A 15550-nucleotide genomic window follows, 5' to 3' on the forward strand; every position below is an offset into this window, starting at 1 on the left:
CGCATGACAAAAATGGGAGAATGAACATGCATTGGAAATCGAGAATTATCGCTGCGGCATTGGCGGGCATCGGCCTTGCCGCCATGGCCGGCACGGCGTCCGCCGCCGGCCCGACCTGCAAGGACGGCGCCATCAAGGTCGGCGCCGTGTCTACCGTCACCGGCCCGGCCGACTTCTCGGAAGTGCCGAAGGCAACGCAGGCCGCCTTCGACGCTGTCAATGCAGCGGGCGGCATCAATGGCTGCAAGATCGACTACACCATCGCCGACGACAAGGCAGACCCAGCGGTTGCGGCACAGGCCGCACGCGACCTGATCGACAACAAGGAGGCTGTGGCGCTGGTCGGCTCGGCGAGCCTGCTCGACTGCGCCGTCAACTCCGCCACCTACAGCCGCAAGAAGGTCCTTTCGGTGCAGGGTCTCGGCGTCGACGCCGCCTGCTTCTCCTCGCCCAATGTCGCGCCCGTCAATGTCGGCCCGTACACGCTGTCGACGGCCATGGCCTATTACGCGACCAATGAGCTGAAGACGAAGAAGCTTTGCGCCTTCTTCATCATCATCGGCGGCACCCAGGAGGCCTATAAGAAGGCGATCGAGAACTGGGAGAAGATCAGCGGCCAGAAGATCCATCTGATCGACGTGACGCTGCCCTTCCAGGGCGACCTCACGCCCTATGTCATCAAGGCGCGTGACGCCGGCTGCGACGCGGTCCTGACCAACCAGGTCGAGCCGCAGGTGGTGCAGCTGATCAAGACGGTCGATGCGCAGAAGATCACCGGCATCAACTGGCTGTTCCTGGCGCCCGGCTACACCGAGCAGGTCGCCAAGGCGTTGGCCGACACCAAGCAGCCGATCTATGTCGGCACCGAGTGGGAGCCCTATACCGAGAAGAACTCGGCCGCCAACGCTGAGTGGATTGCCGACATGCAGAAGGCAAACCGGCCGTTGACCGCCTTCTCGCAGGGCGGCTATCTCGCCGCCGAGTTGTTCCTCAAGGTGGTCGCCTCGATCGACGGCGAGGTAACGCGCGAAAGCGTCGCCAAGGCGCTGCACGACATGCAGCCGCTCACCAACCCGCTCGCCGGCTCGCCTTACGTCTTCGGCAAGGCCAAGACGCATTCGCCGATGCAGGCGACCAAGGTGATGAAGCTCGAGGCCGGCGCCTGGAAGGTCGAGACGCCGGACTGGGTCGTCCTGCCGCAGGCCGAATGAGATCCTCCCGGGCGTCGACGCCGCCTCTTGTGGCCAGCCTCTTTCTCCCGTTCACGGAGAGAAATGTCCGGCAGGACAATGAGGAGCGGCGCCGACCTCGATAGGCCTTTTCCAGATTGGGAAAAAATGAACGCTCTACTCACATCCGCCGTGGCGGGACTGACGGCCGGGGGCACTTATGCCCTGCTCGGCGTCTGCGCCGTCTTCACCTACCGGCTCGTCGCCGTGGTGAACTTCACCGGAGCCTCGATCGGCGCCGCCGTCACTTTCGTGCTGATCGCGCTGTTCGAGGCCGGCTTCCCGATCTGGCCCTCGGTGCTGGCGGGCATCGCGGCGGGGACACTAACCGGCGTTGCAATCGGCTATATCATGACCAGATGGTTCGGTGAGGCGAGCGCCTCGACCAAGGCGGCGGTGACGGTGGCGTTGCTCGTCGGGCTGATCGCCGTCGGGCTGCGGCTCACCGGTGGCCAGCATCCGCACAACATGCCGGAGCTGTTCCCGGGCTCGGCTTTCCGGCTGGCTGGCGTCGAGGTGACCATCGCCTCGGTGCTCACCATCGGCCTGGCGGTGCTGTTCACCATCCTCTCCGACCTCTTTCTCAACCGCACCAAGGTCGGTCTCAATCTGCGTGCGTTGGCGGACCGGCCGATGGCCGCCGAATTGCTCGGCGTGCGCGTGCAGCTCCTGTCGCTGCTGGTCTGGGGCATGACCGGCGCCTTCACCACTTTCGCGCTGATGATCATCGCGCCGCAGCGCTCGCCGAACTTCATGACGCTCAGCCTGCTTGTCGTGCCGGCGCTGGCCGCGGCGCTCATCGGCCTCTTCCGCAGCTTCTGGTGGACGCTGGCCGGCGGCATCGCGCTCGGCATCGTCGAAGGACTGGCAAGCTCCATCGAAAGCGTCAGCCAGTACCGCGGCGCCATCCCGTTCCTGGTGGTGCTTGCCGTTCTCCTCTGGTCGCAGCGGGAGGCCCGCTGGGATGAAGCGCGCTAGTCTCCGGGCCTCTGTGACCCTTATCGTCGTGGCGCTCGTCGCCGGCGGTGTCGCCTATGCCGGCCTGCTGCCGTCCTATTGGGTGTTTCTCGCAACCTCGGTGCTGATCACCGGCGTCGCGCTGCAGAGCCTCGGCCTCGTCGCCGGCCGCACCGGCATGATCGCGCTCTGCCAGACGTCCTTCGCCGGCGTCGGCGCCTGGACGGTGGGCTATCTCAACCTCGCCGAGGCGCCTGGCGGTCTTGCAGCGTGGATACTGGTCGGCGGCCTGGCGGCCGTGCCGGTCGGCGTTACCATCGGCCTGCCGGCGCTGCGGCTGCGTGGCATCAACCTCGCCATCGTCACGCTCTCCTTCGCCACCGCCTTCGACACCATCCTCGCCACCATGACCTATCCCGGCCAGACCGATTTCCTGCAGGTGCCGCGGCCGGAACTGTTCGACAGCGACGAGGGCTATTTCGTCTTCGTGCTGCTGTTTTACGTGGCGATCGCCGTGGCGCTCGAAGTCATCAGCCGCTCCCGGCTCGGCGCCTCCTGGCTGGCCGTGCGCCACTCCGAACGCGCCGCCGCCGCGCATGGCGTCAGCATCGCCACTGCCAAGCTCTCGGCCTTTGCGCTGAGCGCCTTCGTCGCCGGCATTTCCGGCGGCCTGCTCGCCGGCTATCTTGGCACGCTCGTCGCCGAGAATTTCAGCATGATGCAGTCGCTCTCGCTCTATGCGGTATCGGTGATGACCGGCGCGCATTTCGCCGAGGGCGCGATCATCGGCGGCCTGCTCGTCGTCATGTTCCCGGAAATCCTGCGCCGGCTCGACTGGCCGCAGGACATCGGCAACGTGCTCTTCGCCATCGGCGCCACCCAGGCGCTGTCGACCGGCGAGACGATGAGCGAGACCTTCCGGCGCCAGTTCCGCAAGCTGCTGCCGACAAGCGCGCCGAAAGCGGTTGCCGCGCGCGGCTCGGACCTGCCGGCGCCAATCGAGCGCGCGGCCGGGCCAGCGCTCACCATCGAAGGTTTGACGGTGCGCTATGGCAGCGTCGTCGCGCTGAACAATGTCAGCCTGAACGTTGCCGCCGGCGCGGTGGCCGGCCTGATCGGTCCGAACGGCGCCGGCAAGTCGACCTTCATCGACGCGGTCGCCGGCTTCCTGTCCTCCTATCAGGGCAGCGTACGGTTGGGCGGCAGGCCGCTCGAAGGCGTGCCGGCGCATCTGCGCGCCCGCGACGGCGTGCGCCGCACCTGGCAGACCAACCGTATCGCGCCGGAGCTCACAGTCGGCGGTTACCTTGCGCTCGCGACCAAGGGCCTGTCGGCGGGCGAGACCAGGGCGATCCTCGACTGGCTCGACTGTCCGCATCCCGACACACCGGTTGCTTCGGTCGATGCCGGCACCAGGCGGCTGCTCGATGTCGCCGGCGTCGTCGCGGCGCGTCCCGCCGTGGTCCTGCTCGACGAGCCCGCCGCCGGCCAGTCGCATGAAGAGACGCTGCGCCTCGGACAACGCATTGCCGAAATCCCGAGACTGTTCGGTTCGGCGGTGCTTTTGGTCGAGCACGATATGGACCTGGTGCGGGCGGTCTGCTCGGAGGTCACCGTGCTCGATTTCGGCCAGGTCATCGCTTCCGGCCCGCCGGCGAAAGTGCTCAGCGAACGCGCGGTGAAGAAGGCCTATCTCGGCATCGAGGAAGAGAGCGTGGCGGCATGAGCAGGCTCGTCGTTTCCAACCTGTCGATCAACCGCGCCGAATTGCCCGTCGTCACCTCGGTCGATCTCATCGCCGAGAGCGGCGCGATCAGCGTCGTGCTCGGCGCCAACGGCGCGGGCAAGACGACGCTGCTCGAAGGTCTGTCGGGGGTCATCCCGGTTGCCGGCGGCACCATCGCCATCGACGGCCGTGCACTGCAGAAGGCCCGGCCCGGCGCGCGCTCGCGCGAAGGGCTTGCCCATGTCGAGCAGGGTCGCACCGTGTTCCGGCAACTGACGACCGAAGAGAATTTGCGCGTCAGCCTGCATCCGGGCGCCGACATCGGCGAAGCCTATGCGCTGTTTCCCGAACTGGTGCAGCGCCGTACGGTGAAGGCGAGTCTGCTTTCGGGCGGCGAACAGCAGATGCTGGTGATTGCGCGCGCGCTTCTCACCCGGCCGAAGGTGCTGCTGATCGATGAGATGTCCGCCGGTCTCGCCCCGGTCATCGTCACGCGGCTGATGACGGCCGTGCGCAAGCTGGCCGATGACGGCCTCGCGGTGGTGCTCGTGGAGCAGTTCGCGGCGCTTGCGCTGTCGATCGGCAACCGCGCCTATGTCATGCGGCGCGGCCGCGTCGTCTATGACGGCGACTGCGCGAAGCTCAGGCAATCGCCGGGCGAGCTGCATCGACTTTATCTCGGAGGGACGGAGACGTGCCGGCCTGACGGGTAATGTCAGGAGAGCAACGGAACATTAGACAAGCTCTCGATTTTGCGGCGGCTGGAGCTACACCAGCGCGCCGCAAACGGCTATCAATCGTCGCGAAATCATGCTTCGGGGTGGTGAGAGGCGCGCGGCTTGCAGCTGGATTTGAAAACAATCGAGGCTTTGGCCCCCGATCAGGCCTCGCTTGGCGCCGCCGCCAAGCTGACCAAGCGGTCGAACTGGCCCAGGCTTGAAGCGCATGGACGGCTGCCGCTGATCTGGGGCGAATGCCAGGGCTCGGGCTCCAACCCTTACCGGGTCGCGTTCGACACCTCCGATCACGGCTATAAATGCACCTGTCCGTCGCGGAAATTTCCCTGCAAGCACATTCTGGCGCTGGCCTGGATCGGCGCCACCGCGCCGGCCAGCTTCGCCCGTGTCGACCAGACGCCCGATTGGGTGAACGACTGGCTCGGCCGCCGCCGCAAGCCCGGCCAATCCCCAACGCAAGCGGCGGCCAGCTCCGAAGGCAAAAGCATCGACGAGGCGACGCGGCCTGCGGAAAGCGCGCCGGTAGAGGACGCCGCTGCCGCCGAACGCCGCGAGGCGGCGCAGCGTAAGCGGGCGGAGGACACGCGCAGCGCCGTTTCGGCTGCGCTCGATGAGCTCGACCAATGGGTCGCCGATCAGTTGCGGCTCGGCCTTGCCGGCTTTGTTGATGCCTCGAGCGAGCGCTGCCGCCGTATCGCGGCACGGCTTGTCGACCTCAAGGCGGCAGCACTCGCCGGTCGCATCGACGAATTGCCGGCGCGGCTGATGGCGCTGCGCAGCGAGGAGCGGCCGGACGCGGCGATCCGTGAGCTCGGCAAGCTGGTGCTGCTTGCCAAGGCCTGGCGCGCGGCGCCCGACGATGCCGAGCTGAAGCGCCTGGTTTCGACATCGGAGACGCGTGACCAGATCCTCGCCAATCCGGACGCCGTCCAGATCGAGAGCGATTGGGAGGTGTTGGGTGAGAAGATCGAGACGCGCCGCGATGGGCTCGTCAGCCACGCGACCTGGCTGCTCGACCTGGAAAGCACGACGCCGCGCTTTGCCGTCTTGCTCGATTTCTTCCCGGCTTCGGCGGGACGGCGGTCCGGCGCCTTCGCGCCCGGCGACCGCTTCAAGGCGAGGCTGGTGTTCTATCCGTCGCGCAATCCGCTGCGGGCGCTGGTCGCAGAACGGCTGGGCGATGCGTCGCCCGGCAGTTGGCCCGATTTCGCCGCGGACGCGGCCGGCGATCCGCTCGCCGCTTACGCCACCTTCCAGGACGGCGCGCCATGGCTGTCCGACTGCCCTGTCATCCTGCCGGCCGGTGCGATCGCGCTAGACGAAAAGGAGGGCGCCTGGTGGCAGGCGGCCAGCGATCCGCACGGCATTGCCCTGCCTATCGCCGGCTCCGTCAATCAGCCTTTGCTCGGCCTCGATCTTGCAGCAACGGCAGCGCTCTGGAACGGCGCCAGGCTCGAGCTGCTGGCATCACAAAGCAGCATCGGGAGGCTCGACCTGTCATGAACGAGCTCGATCAGGCCGGACTGGCACGGTTGCGCGACGGCTGGATCTCGGGCGGCGCCGCTTTCGAGCTTGCGCCCGCCGAATGGAAGGAGGTTGCCGCCGCGTCCAGCCCCGACGAACAGGAGCGTCGGCTGCTGGCCATCGCGGCGCAGGCGCTGGATGTCGCGCTGCGCCCGGCCGCGCCGAAAATCTTAAAGCGACGCCCGCCGCTGCCGGTGCTGGCCTTGCCGATGCTGCCTGAACGCCTGCGGCCGTCGCTGCGGGCTGCGCTGAAATATGCGGCCGATGCGAGGCGCAAGGCGCAGGTCGTCAAGCTGGTCGCCAGCCGTGGCTTCGTCACCCATCCGATGGATTGGATGCCCTCCGCGTCAGACCAGACCGCACCGGACATCTACGCGCCCTGGATCGACTGGCAGGCGAGCGCCGAAGCGGAACAGCTCTGGCATAAAAAGCTCACCTTGCAGAATTGGGCCGAATTCTTTCCGGCGGCGCGGCGCGTAGCGCTGACGGGAATGCGCCGGAGCGAACCGGCGGTCGCCAGGCAACTGATCGAGGCCAAGGGTCCGGCGGAATCGGCCGAGGTCAGGCTGTCACTTGTCGAGCTCATCCGCATCGGCCTCGGCCCGGATGACGCGCCCTTCTTGAAAAGCCTCGCTACCGATCGCTCCACCAAAGTCCGTGAGCTGGCCGGCCGCTTGCTGGCGATGCTCGGCCAGCATGGCGAGAGCGGTGCGGATGTCCCCGTGGCGGAGCTCGCCGGCTTCATCGAGGAGGGCAAGGCGGGCTTCATCCGCCGCCGGACCACATTCGGCCCGGCGAAGACCAAATCGCACGCGCAGGAGCAGCGCCGCGCCGAGCTGTTCGAGCTGTGCAACCTTGTCGATCTCGTAGCTCGGTTCGGCGTCACGGAGTCCGATTTCATCACCGGCTGGCAATTCGGCACCGACAACAATGTCGACATCCTCCTGTCGCGCATGGTCGCCGCGTCCGGCAGCGACACTGCGGTGGCGCATATGGCCGACAGGCTTGTCGACGAAGGTGGCAAGCCGGTGCTCCGCGTTCTTCAATTGACGCCGCGCTTGGACAGTCGCCGAAAACGTGTGCTGGTCCGGTTAATCCTCAAGCAGGCGAACTACCTCGGCATGCTCAATCAGGCGGAAAGCCTCGACGCTGGCTGGCTGGACTGGGACGACCTGACGAATGGACAAGTGCTTCCAGCGTTGCGTTCCATCATTGGCGAAAACGACGATGCAATGCGGCGAGCAGTTGACGACTTCCTCGAGACGATGGGTTTTCTTGCTACCGCAACAGCTGCGACGAGACTGATCGATGATTTAGTTGCAGCCGGTCTGCCGCCTGCATCCCCCTCGCTCGGCCTGCTGCGGCTCAACGCGGCACTGGCCGGAAATCCACCCCAAGACAACATATGATCAACCCGGAGAAGATCGCATGAACGCAGCCGTCCGCCTTCCGGCCGAACAGGTTTATGCCGCCGAACTGCAGGCGCTGGCGCGCGGCGACGACCGCCAGAAGCCCGCCGGCTGGAGCCTGTCGCCGAAAGCCGTGCTCACCTATCTGATGGGCGGCAAGGCCAACGACGGCACGGTGATCTCGCCGAAATATGTCGGTCGCCGGCAATTGATGGAAACGGCGGTCGCCACGCTCGCGACCGACCGCGCGCTGCTTCTGCTCGGCGTTCCGGGCACGGCGAAATCCTGGGTCTCGGAACATCTCGCCGGCGCCATCATGGGCAATTCGACGCTGGTCGTGCAATGCACCGCCGGCACCGACGAGAACCAGATCCGCTATGGCTGGAACTATGCCCAGCTTCTGGCAAAGGGGCCGAGCCAGGAGGCGCTGGTGCCGACGCCGCTCTACCGCGCCATGCAGGACGGCAAGCTTTGCCGGCTCGAAGAACTGACGCGCATGGGCTCCGACGTGCAGGACACGCTGATCACCGTGCTGTCGGAAAAGATGATGCCGGTGCCGGAGCTGAACACCTCGATCTACGCCCAACGCGGCTTCAACATCATCGCCACCGCCAACAACCGCGACAAGGGCGTCAACGAGCTCTCCTCGGCGCTGAAGCGCCGCTTCAATGTCGTAGTGTTGCCCTTGCCGGACGACATGGCGGAGGAGGTCTCGATCGTCTCCCGGCGCGTCGGCGAGATGGCCGGCGGGCTGGATCTGCCGGTGCCGAAGAATGTCGGCGAGGAGATCGCTCGCGTGCTCACCATTTTCCGCGAGCTGCGCTCGGGTGCCACGGCCGACGGCAAGGTGACGCTGAAGACGCCCTCGGGCTCGCTGTCGACCGCCGAGGCGATTGCCACCATGGTCAGCGGGCTTAGCCAGGCGGCATGGTTCGACGATGGCAAGCTCCACGCCGAAGGGCTGGCGCCAAGCCTTGTCGGCGCCATCGTCAAGGACCCGGTCCAGGACAAGGTGGTGCTCGAGGAATATCTGGAGACGGTGCTGAAGAAGCGGCCCGACTATGCCGGTTATTATGCGGCGCTCAACGCGGCCATCTGAGCCATGACGCAAGGCGGCATCAGTTATTTCGGCATTCGCCATCACGGGCCGGGTTCCGCCGGGAGCCTGGTCAAGGCCTTGCAGGAATTGCGGCCGGTCGCCGTGCTGATTGAAGGGCCGGTGGATGCCTCGCCGCTGCTGCCGCTGCTCGCCAGCCCAGACATGAAGCCGCCGGTGGCGCTGCTCTGCTATCCGGAGGACGATCCCGCCGCGACCAGCTTCTGGCCTTTCGCCGAATTCTCGCCGGAATACCAGGCAGCACTCTGGGCCGTCGCCAACAAGGCGCCGCTGCGCTTCATCGATCTTCCCTCGACCGCGCGCCTAGCCGAAAAGACGCCTGAAGATTCGACCGACGGTGATGCCTCCGAAGCAGAACCTGCAGAAGAGCAGGACGAGGAACCCATGCGCATCCAGGATCCGATCGGCATCTTGGCGCGCGCCGCCGGCTATGAGGACGGCGAGAGCTGGTGGTCGGACATCATCGAGCAGAATCCCGAGCCCGGCCCGATCTTCGCCGCCATCGCCGACGCGATGACGACGCTGCGTGACGGCGAGGGCGCGATCAGCAAACTCGAGGCGATGCGCGAGGCACATATGCGGTTGGAGATCGCCGCCGCGCGGAAAGAATTCGACGGCCCGCTGGCTGTCGTCTGCGGCGCCTGGCATGTGCCGGCCTTGCGGGCCGCGCATACACAAAAGAGCGACCAGGCGCTGCTCAGGGGCATCGGCCGGCGCAAAACCACGATGACTTACGCGCCATGGACCGCACCGCGCCTGGCGCTGGGTTATGGCTATGGCGCCGGCGTCGTCGCGCCCGGCTGGTGCAAGCATCTTTGGCAGACGCGCGGGCAGGACGACGCCTCGGTCCTGTGGCTGGCGCGGATCGCCTCGGTGCTGCGGGTGAAGGGCCACATGATCTCCACCGCGTCGCTGATCGAGGCGGAGCGCCTGGCGCGCGCGCTTGCCGCCATTCGTGAGCGGCCGAAACCTGGCTTCGAGGAACTGCGCGACGCCTCGATCTCGGCGCTCTTCAACGGCGAAGCTCTGCTGTGGAAGATGGTCGAGGCCGAATTGCTGCTCGGCGCCGATGTCGGCGAAATCCCGTCCGACACCCCGCTCGCGCCGCTGATCGACGATTTGCAGCGCAACCAGAAGGCGGCAAGGCTGAAGCCAGAGGCGCTTGAGCGGGAACTTTCCGTCGACCTGCGCAGCGAGAGCGGTCTCTTCCGCTCGACACTGCTGCATCGGCTGAACGTGCTCGGCGTCAACTGGGGCAGGCTGACCGATGTCGGGCGCAGCCGCGGCACGTTCCGCGAGCGCTGGATGCTCGCCTGGCAGCCGGAATATGCCGTCCGCCTGGTCGAGAACCTGGTCTACGGCCCGACCATCGAGAAGGCGGCCAATGGCCGGCTGATCCAGATGATCGGCGCGGCCGCGACACTCGATGCTCTGGCCACGCTGGTGCAGAGCGCGATCACCGCCGCCTTGAGCGAGGCATCCGCCGCCGGTCTTGCGGCGCTTGAGGAAAAGGCGGCGCACAGCAGCGAGTGCCTGGAGCTTTTGGCCTCGGTGCCGCCGCTGGCCGACATCATCCGCTACGGCGAAGCGCGCAAGACAGAGACGGAGCGCCTCGCCGGCCTGCTGGAGCGCCTGGTCATCGAAGGTTCCATCGCGCTGCCTTACGCGGCGCGCGATCTCGATGCGCAGGGCGCCGCCGCGCTGATGGCAGCGCTGCGCAAGGCCGACGAGGCGATCAAGCTGGTCGAGCCGGATGAGCATGTCCTGGATGCTTGGCGCAACGGGCTGGCAGCCGTGCTGGATTCGTCGCGTTCCACGGCGCTCGTCGCCGGCTGCGCCGCGCATCTGCTCTACGAGGCTGGGCGGCTCTCAGCCGATGAGACCGCCGATCTCCTGGCAAGGCGCCTGTCGCCGGGAACGCCTGTGGTCGATGCCGCCGCCTTCTTCGAAGGTTTCTTCAGCGGCGCCGGCCAGCGGCTGATCTATGACGAAGGTCTGCGCGGTGCCGTCGACGCCTGGCTGGCCTCGCTCGAAGAGGAGGCTTTCGTGGCGCATCTGCCGCTGCTGCGCCGCGTCTTTTCCAATCTCGACAGCATGGAGCGTCGCCGTCTCATCGAGGCCGTGCTTGGCAAGAGAGCGAGCCTGCCCGCCGGGCTGACGCCGGCGCCTGACGGCGGCGCGGCATGGCGTAGGCATTTTGGTCTGCTAGGCAAGTTGCTCGCGGGAGAGGCCAATCATGGCTGATGAAGCGACCGGCCCGGACCTTGATCCGACCATGGACAATCGCGAGCGCCGTTGGCGGCTGGCAATCGGCGCCGACGAAGAATCCTCCTCGGCGCTCTCGGCCGAGGACCGAAAACTGTCGGCGGCGCTCGACGCGCTTTATGGCGACGGCAGCGGCGACACTGCCGGCGATCCGCGCAAGCGGCGCGGCGGGCTCGGCCGCTCGGCGCCGCGCGTCGCGCAATGGATGGGCGACATCCGCTCCTTCTTCCCTGAGCAGGTCGTCCAGGTGGTGCAGAAGGACGCCTTCGAGCGGCTGAACCTGAAGCAGATGCTGATGGAGCCGGAATTCCTCAAGGCGATCGAGGCCGACGTCAATCTCGTCGCCGACCTCGTCTCGCTGCGCTCGGCGATGCCGGACAAGACCAAGGACATCGCCCGCTCGATCATTTCCGACATCGTCGCCAAGCTGATGCAGCGCCTGGAGCAGAAGACCGCCGAGGCGATCCGCGGCGCGCTCGACAAATCGCGGCGCACCAACCGCCCGCGCCAGCGCGACATCGACTGGCCGCGCACGATTACGGCGAACCTTCGCCACTACCAGCCGGACCACAAGACCGTCGTGCCGGAAAAGCTGGTCGGCTTCATGCGTCGCCAGCGCCGGCTGGTCGACCTCGACGAGGTGACGCTCTGCGTCGACCAGTCCGGCTCAATGGCAAGCTCGGTCATCTACGCCTCGATCTTCGCCGCCGTGATGGCCTCGCTGCCGGTGGTGCGGACCAAGCTGGTTTGCTTCGACACGGCGATCGTCGACCTGACCGAAGAACTCAGCGATCCGGTCGAGGTGCTGTTCGGCGTTCAGCTCGGCGGCGGCACCGACATCAACCAGGCGGTCGCCTACTGCGCCGAGCGCATCGAGCGGCCAACCAAGGCGCATTTCGTTCTGATCACCGATCTCTACGAAGGTGGCAACGGCAAGGAGCTCCTGCAAAGGCTGGCAGCACTTGTGCGGTCGGGCGTCAACGTCGTTGTGCTGCTTGCGCTCACCGACCAGGGCCGTCCCGGCTACGATCCGTCGATGGCCGGGTCGGTCGCCGCACTCGGCATTCCGGTCTTTGCCTGCACGCCTGACCATTTCCCCGACATGATGGCGGCGGCCCTGCGTCGCGAGGACATCGGCGCCTGGGCGGCAGGCGCCGACATCAAGCTCATCCGTGCTGATACAGAGGCGCCGGGCGCTGCGGAGTAGGCTTGCCGCCCGAACTCAGAACGGCTTCTCGCCGGTTATCTCGAAGCGCTCGACCGCGCAGTGCTCGGCAATCACCGCCAGGATGTCCGTCGAAGGCTCGAGCGCGTCGGGCTGCTTCCATTGAACGTCGAAGGAAAAAACAAAGCAGTTGCGGTCGACATCGTGCTCCATGCCGACGAAGCGCGTGTCATAGCCGAGCGGTCGTACCATGTTGCGTATGTCGGGCGGCGAATTTTCCGGCCATGAGACCGAAAGGATCGCCTTGTGGTCACGCGGGATTTTCAGATCGACCCATTTCAGCGCCTGCAGCGTCACCAGCGTCAGCACCGCCGCGATCATGCCGAGGCCATACTGGCCGCCGCCGAAGGCGAGACCGATCATCGTCATGATCCACATGGTCGCGGCGGTGGTGACGCCGGTGACGAGGTCGCCGCGCCGCAGGATGGCGCCACCGCCGATGAAGCCGACGCCGGTGAGCACGCCGAGCGCGAAGCGCATCACATCCATGCGCACGAAGGAGTCCGGCGCCTTGCCGGCGACGTCGAGCAGCATGTTCGCCTGGACCATGGCCACGCAGGCCGCCAGACCGACCAGTATGGTCGTGCGCAAGCCGGCGGAATGGCCGCGCGCCTCGCGATTGAGGCCAATGAGGAAACCGGCGAGCAAGGTCAGCAGCAGCCGCCCGACAAGGTCCAGCCACGTCGGATGAAGCGGCATGCCGCAGCAAAGCGTCTCGAACATCGTTTCGACGGGGCGGTCTAAGCCACCCCGCCTCAATTGCGTCTGCGACGTTCAACCGGACAGAGCCGGGAATGGTTCCGTGACCGATGTCTGAAGACATCAGGGCTGTCTTCAATGTGCGGCGAGGCTGACCACTAACGCCAGCACGACGATGCCCACCAGCCCGGCGGTGAAAATGATGCGACGGCACGAGTACGCAGGATGATTTCGCCCTGCCGCGCGTCCTGGCCCGAAAAGACCGGCCCTTCGCTGTCGCGATCCTTGCTCATGATTAGCTCCTTCCCAGTCGATAATCGGTGGAAGGTGTCAGAACAGGAACCGATTTGCTGGCGCGAGGTTCCGCCGGACTCGTCCAGCAGAGTGGCGGGGAGGCAGGCTCCCGCGACCGGGATTGAAACGGTCGCGGGAGATGTCGCTTTAGCCGAATTTCGGGTCGAGGCTGCCCGACTTGTAGCGCTTGGCCATGTCCGCCAGCGGGATCGGCTTGATCTTCGGCGCGTTGCCGGCGGTGCCGAACTGCTCGAAACGTTCCTTGCAGAGCTTCTTCATCGCCGCCATCGCCGGCGTCAGATATTTGCGCGGGTCGAACTCCGACGGGTTCTCCGTCAACACTTTGCGGATCGCCCCGGTCAGCGCCATGCGGTTGTCGGTGTCGATGTTGATCTTGCGCACGCCGTGCTTGATGCCGCGCTGGATCTCCTCCACCGGCACGCCCCAGGTCGGCTTCATCTGGCCGCCATATTTGTTGATGATCTCCTGCAGTTCCTCCGGCACCGAGGACGAGCCGTGCATGACCAGATGCATGTTGGGCAGCCGGCGGTGGATCTCTTCGATCACGTTCATCGCCAGCACCGCGCCGTCGGGCTTGCGCGAGAATTTATAGGCGCCGTGGCTGGTGCCCATGGCGACGGCCAGCGCATCGACATGCGTGTCGCGCACGAACTGCTCGGCCTGCACCGGGTCGGTCAAAAGCTGGTCGTGGCTGATCGCGCCTTCGACGCCATGGCCGTCTTCCTGCTCGCCGCCGCCGCTTTCCAGCGAGCCCAGCACGCCGATCTCACCTTCCACCGAGACACCGCCCCAATGCGCCATGTCGACGACGCGGCGCGTGATACCGGAATTATAGGCGTAGTCGGCCGGCGACTTGCCGTCCTCCTTGAGCGAGCCGTCCATCATCACCGAGGTGAAGCCGTACTGGATCGCGGTGACGCAGGTGGCTTCGTTGTTGCCGTGGTCGAGATGCATGCAGACCGGGATGTCGGGGTGAATCTCGACCAGCGCGTCGATCAGCTTGGCCAGCACCACGTCATTGGCATAGGCGCGCGCGCCGCGGCTGGCCTGCAGGATGACCGGCGACTTGGTCTCCTCGGCCGCCTCCATGATAGCGAGGCCCTGTTCCATGTTGTTCATGTTGAAGGCAGGGACGCCATAGCCATGTTCGGCGGCATGGTCGAGCAATTGTCTCAGTGTGATGCGAGCCAACGAATAGTCTCCCGTATATGGTTCGAGCCCGTGTTTGAAAAGGCCGCCCGGGCGTCGGGCGGCCCCGTTGCTTCTGGCCGGATTTCCGACGCACCGCAACCACTCTCATTGCGGTCCTGAAATCCAAATCGGTTTAGTTGTAGTGCACCGGTTGCTCAGGCGGCGATCCGCGAACGCGCGGCGAGTATCTCGACACAGGCCTTCGCGGCTTCCTTGCCCTTCACGGTGAAATGCTCGTGGAAGAAACGGTGGTGCTCGGCGCTGTCGTGAAAATTGTGCGGCGTCAGTACCGCCGACAGCACCGGCACGCCAGCTGAAAGCTGCACGTTCATCATGCCGTCGATGACGGCGCCCGCCACGAAGTCGTGGCGATAGATGCCGCCATTGACGACGAAGGCGGTGCCGAGGATCGCGACGTAGCGGCCGGTCTCGGCGAGCGTCTTGGCGTGCTGCGGGATTTCATAGGCTCCCGGCACGTCGAAGACCTCGACGGCAAAGCCGCCGAGCGCGGCAAGCTCCGCCTCGAACGCCGCCACGCACTGGTCGACGATGTCGGCATGCCAGCGCGCGCGAATGACGGCGATGCGGCGAGTTTCATAGTCTTTGGGGGAATGCTGATTCATGGGTCCTTCCTTCCGTTTCGAACCAGAATCAGGACGCACGACGCAAAAACCGGCCCGCGCGAGCGGACCGTCTTTTAGCGATCGTTCTCTTCCATCCGGACTGTAACCGTCGGCCCCGGAATCGCACCGGATCTGCTGACCTTTCCGATGGTCTGGAAAAGCGCTCGCGGGCTTGAGCCGAAGCTCTTACCGCCGGTGGGGACTTTCACCCCGCCCTGAGAACATTAACGGTGCAGGTATGGGGGGACGGGCGCAGGTTTGTCAATTGGCGGTGCCGCTGGAGCGCGAATCTCCCCCTCAAGGGGCCTGTTGCGTAATTGGCTGGTTGTGATTCTCTGAGACGGAAGCTCGGAGGGAATCGCAATGGCGGTGAAGCAGACTGGTCAGTTGAGCCTGGCGGAAGCATTTTTTGGGCCAGAAGCTTGCAGGTGGATCCTCGCCGCTCGATCGACTGTCCGGTCTGGTGAAGTGGTATCGCTTCGAGAAGCTGCTCAACCCGCTACGCGATGGCGGGGCGGGCCGTGCGGCCTGGC

13 protein-coding genes and 1 riboswitch are annotated in these 15550 nt (G+C 65.9%); of the genes, 9 read left to right on the forward strand and 4 right to left on the reverse strand.

The window, feature by feature from the left end; genetic code table 11:
* Nucleotides 1–26: 26 nt before the first annotated feature.
* From EN869_RS28145 to EN869_RS28185, 9 genes are all read left to right on the forward strand, one after another.
* Nucleotides 27–1211 carry an ABC transporter substrate-binding protein gene (locus EN869_RS28145; protein WP_245489544.1) on the forward strand — a complete coding sequence of 395 codons (1185 nt, stop codon included), beginning with the start codon at nt 27–29 and terminating at the stop codon, nt 1209–1211.
* Between the two features lie 126 nt (nt 1212–1337).
* Entirely contained in the window at nt 1338–2207 is an 870-nt protein-coding gene (locus EN869_RS28150) for a branched-chain amino acid ABC transporter permease (protein WP_127229385.1), read from the forward strand.
* Entirely contained in the window at nt 2194–3912 is a 1719-nt protein-coding gene (locus tag EN869_RS28155; RefSeq protein WP_127229384.1) for an ATP-binding cassette domain-containing protein, read from the forward strand. Before EN869_RS28150 ends, EN869_RS28155 begins: the two co-directional genes overlap by 14 nt.
* Nucleotides 3909–4625, forward strand: a complete 717-nt coding sequence (locus tag EN869_RS28160; RefSeq protein ID WP_127229383.1) for an ABC transporter ATP-binding protein — start codon at nt 3909–3911, stop codon at nt 4623–4625. The genes EN869_RS28155 and EN869_RS28160 overlap by 4 nt, the downstream gene beginning before the upstream one ends.
* 138 nt (nt 4626–4763) lie before the next feature.
* Complete coding sequence (locus EN869_RS28165; RefSeq protein ID WP_245489543.1) at nt 4764–6152, forward strand: SWIM zinc finger family protein; 1389 nt, start codon at nt 4764–4766, stop codon at nt 6150–6152.
* Nucleotides 6149–7582 (forward strand): DUF5691 domain-containing protein, encoded by a 1434-nt coding sequence (locus EN869_RS28170; protein ID WP_127229381.1) that lies wholly within the window; start codon nt 6149–6151, stop codon nt 7580–7582. The genes EN869_RS28165 and EN869_RS28170 overlap by 4 nt, the downstream gene beginning before the upstream one ends.
* A gap of 19 nt (nt 7583–7601) precedes the next feature.
* The gene (locus tag EN869_RS28175) at nt 7602–8681 is read left to right on the forward strand and encodes an AAA family ATPase (protein WP_127229380.1); all 1080 of its coding nucleotides are present in this window, start codon (nt 7602–7604) and stop codon (nt 8679–8681) included.
* Nucleotides 8682–8684: 3 nt separating this feature from the next.
* Nucleotides 8685–10943, forward strand: a complete 2259-nt coding sequence (locus EN869_RS28180; protein WP_127229379.1) for a DUF5682 family protein — start codon at nt 8685–8687, stop codon at nt 10941–10943.
* A complete protein-coding gene (locus EN869_RS28185) occupies nt 10936–12171 on the forward strand; it encodes a VWA domain-containing protein (RefSeq protein WP_245489542.1) in 1236 nt (411 codons plus the stop codon). Before EN869_RS28180 ends, EN869_RS28185 begins: the two co-directional genes overlap by 8 nt.
* Before the next feature lie 15 nt (nt 12172–12186).
* Here the strand turns inward: EN869_RS28185 and EN869_RS28190 are convergent, their stop codons facing one another.
* From EN869_RS28190 to EN869_RS28205, 4 genes are all read right to left on the reverse strand, one after another.
* On the reverse strand, nt 12187–12912 hold the full coding sequence (locus tag EN869_RS28190; protein WP_127229378.1) for an MgtC/SapB family protein: 726 nt from the start codon (nt 12910–12912) through the stop codon (nt 12187–12189).
* Between the two features lie 134 nt (nt 12913–13046).
* On the reverse strand, nt 13047–13181 hold the full coding sequence (locus EN869_RS35580) for a hypothetical protein (RefSeq protein WP_281015765.1): 135 nt from the start codon (nt 13179–13181) through the stop codon (nt 13047–13049).
* Between the two features lie 148 nt (nt 13182–13329).
* A complete protein-coding gene (gene fba / locus EN869_RS28200; protein ID WP_041005077.1) occupies nt 13330–14394 on the reverse strand; it encodes a class II fructose-bisphosphate aldolase in 1065 nt (354 codons plus the stop codon).
* Between the two features lie 155 nt (nt 14395–14549).
* Nucleotides 14550–15017, reverse strand: a complete 468-nt coding sequence (locus EN869_RS28205) for a 6,7-dimethyl-8-ribityllumazine synthase (RefSeq protein WP_127229377.1) — start codon at nt 15015–15017, stop codon at nt 14550–14552.
* A gap of 79 nt (nt 15018–15096) precedes the next feature.
* Nucleotides 15097–15244: riboswitch (FMN riboswitch) on the reverse strand.
* Nucleotides 15245–15550 lie beyond the last annotated feature (306 nt).

The sequence above is a fragment of the Mesorhizobium sp. M2D.F.Ca.ET.226.01.1.1 genome, assembly GCF_004022705.2.
Lineage (GTDB): Bacteria > Pseudomonadota > Alphaproteobacteria > Rhizobiales > Rhizobiaceae > Mesorhizobium.

Excerpts from the sequence above, each read along its gene's own strand:
- EN869_RS28150 (WP_127229385.1), top strand. The coding sequence starts at position 1,338 with ATGAACGCTCTACTCACATCCGCCGTGGCGGGACTGACGGCCGGGGGC.
- EN869_RS28185 (WP_245489542.1), top strand. The coding sequence starts at position 10,936 with ATGGCTGATGAAGCGACCGGCCCGGACCTTGATCCGACCATGGACAAT.
- EN869_RS28155 (WP_127229384.1), top strand. The coding sequence starts at position 2,194 with ATGAAGCGCGCTAGTCTCCGGGCCTCTGTGACCCTTATCGTCGTGGCG.
- EN869_RS28190 (WP_127229378.1), bottom strand. The coding sequence starts at position 12,912 with ATGTTCGAGACGCTTTGCTGCGGCATGCCGCTTCATCCGACGTGGCTG.
- EN869_RS28175 (WP_127229380.1), top strand. The coding sequence starts at position 7,602 with ATGAACGCAGCCGTCCGCCTTCCGGCCGAACAGGTTTATGCCGCCGAA.
- EN869_RS35580 (WP_281015765.1), bottom strand. The coding sequence starts at position 13,181 with ATGAGCAAGGATCGCGACAGCGAAGGGCCGGTCTTTTCGGGCCAGGAC.
- EN869_RS28205 (WP_127229377.1), bottom strand. The coding sequence starts at position 15,017 with ATGAATCAGCATTCCCCCAAAGACTATGAAACTCGCCGCATCGCCGTC.
- EN869_RS28170 (WP_127229381.1), top strand. The coding sequence starts at position 6,149 with ATGAACGAGCTCGATCAGGCCGGACTGGCACGGTTGCGCGACGGCTGG.
- EN869_RS28145 (WP_245489544.1), top strand. The coding sequence starts at position 27 with ATGCATTGGAAATCGAGAATTATCGCTGCGGCATTGGCGGGCATCGGC.
- EN869_RS28160 (WP_127229383.1), top strand. The coding sequence starts at position 3,909 with ATGAGCAGGCTCGTCGTTTCCAACCTGTCGATCAACCGCGCCGAATTG.
- EN869_RS28180 (WP_127229379.1), top strand. The coding sequence starts at position 8,685 with ATGACGCAAGGCGGCATCAGTTATTTCGGCATTCGCCATCACGGGCCG.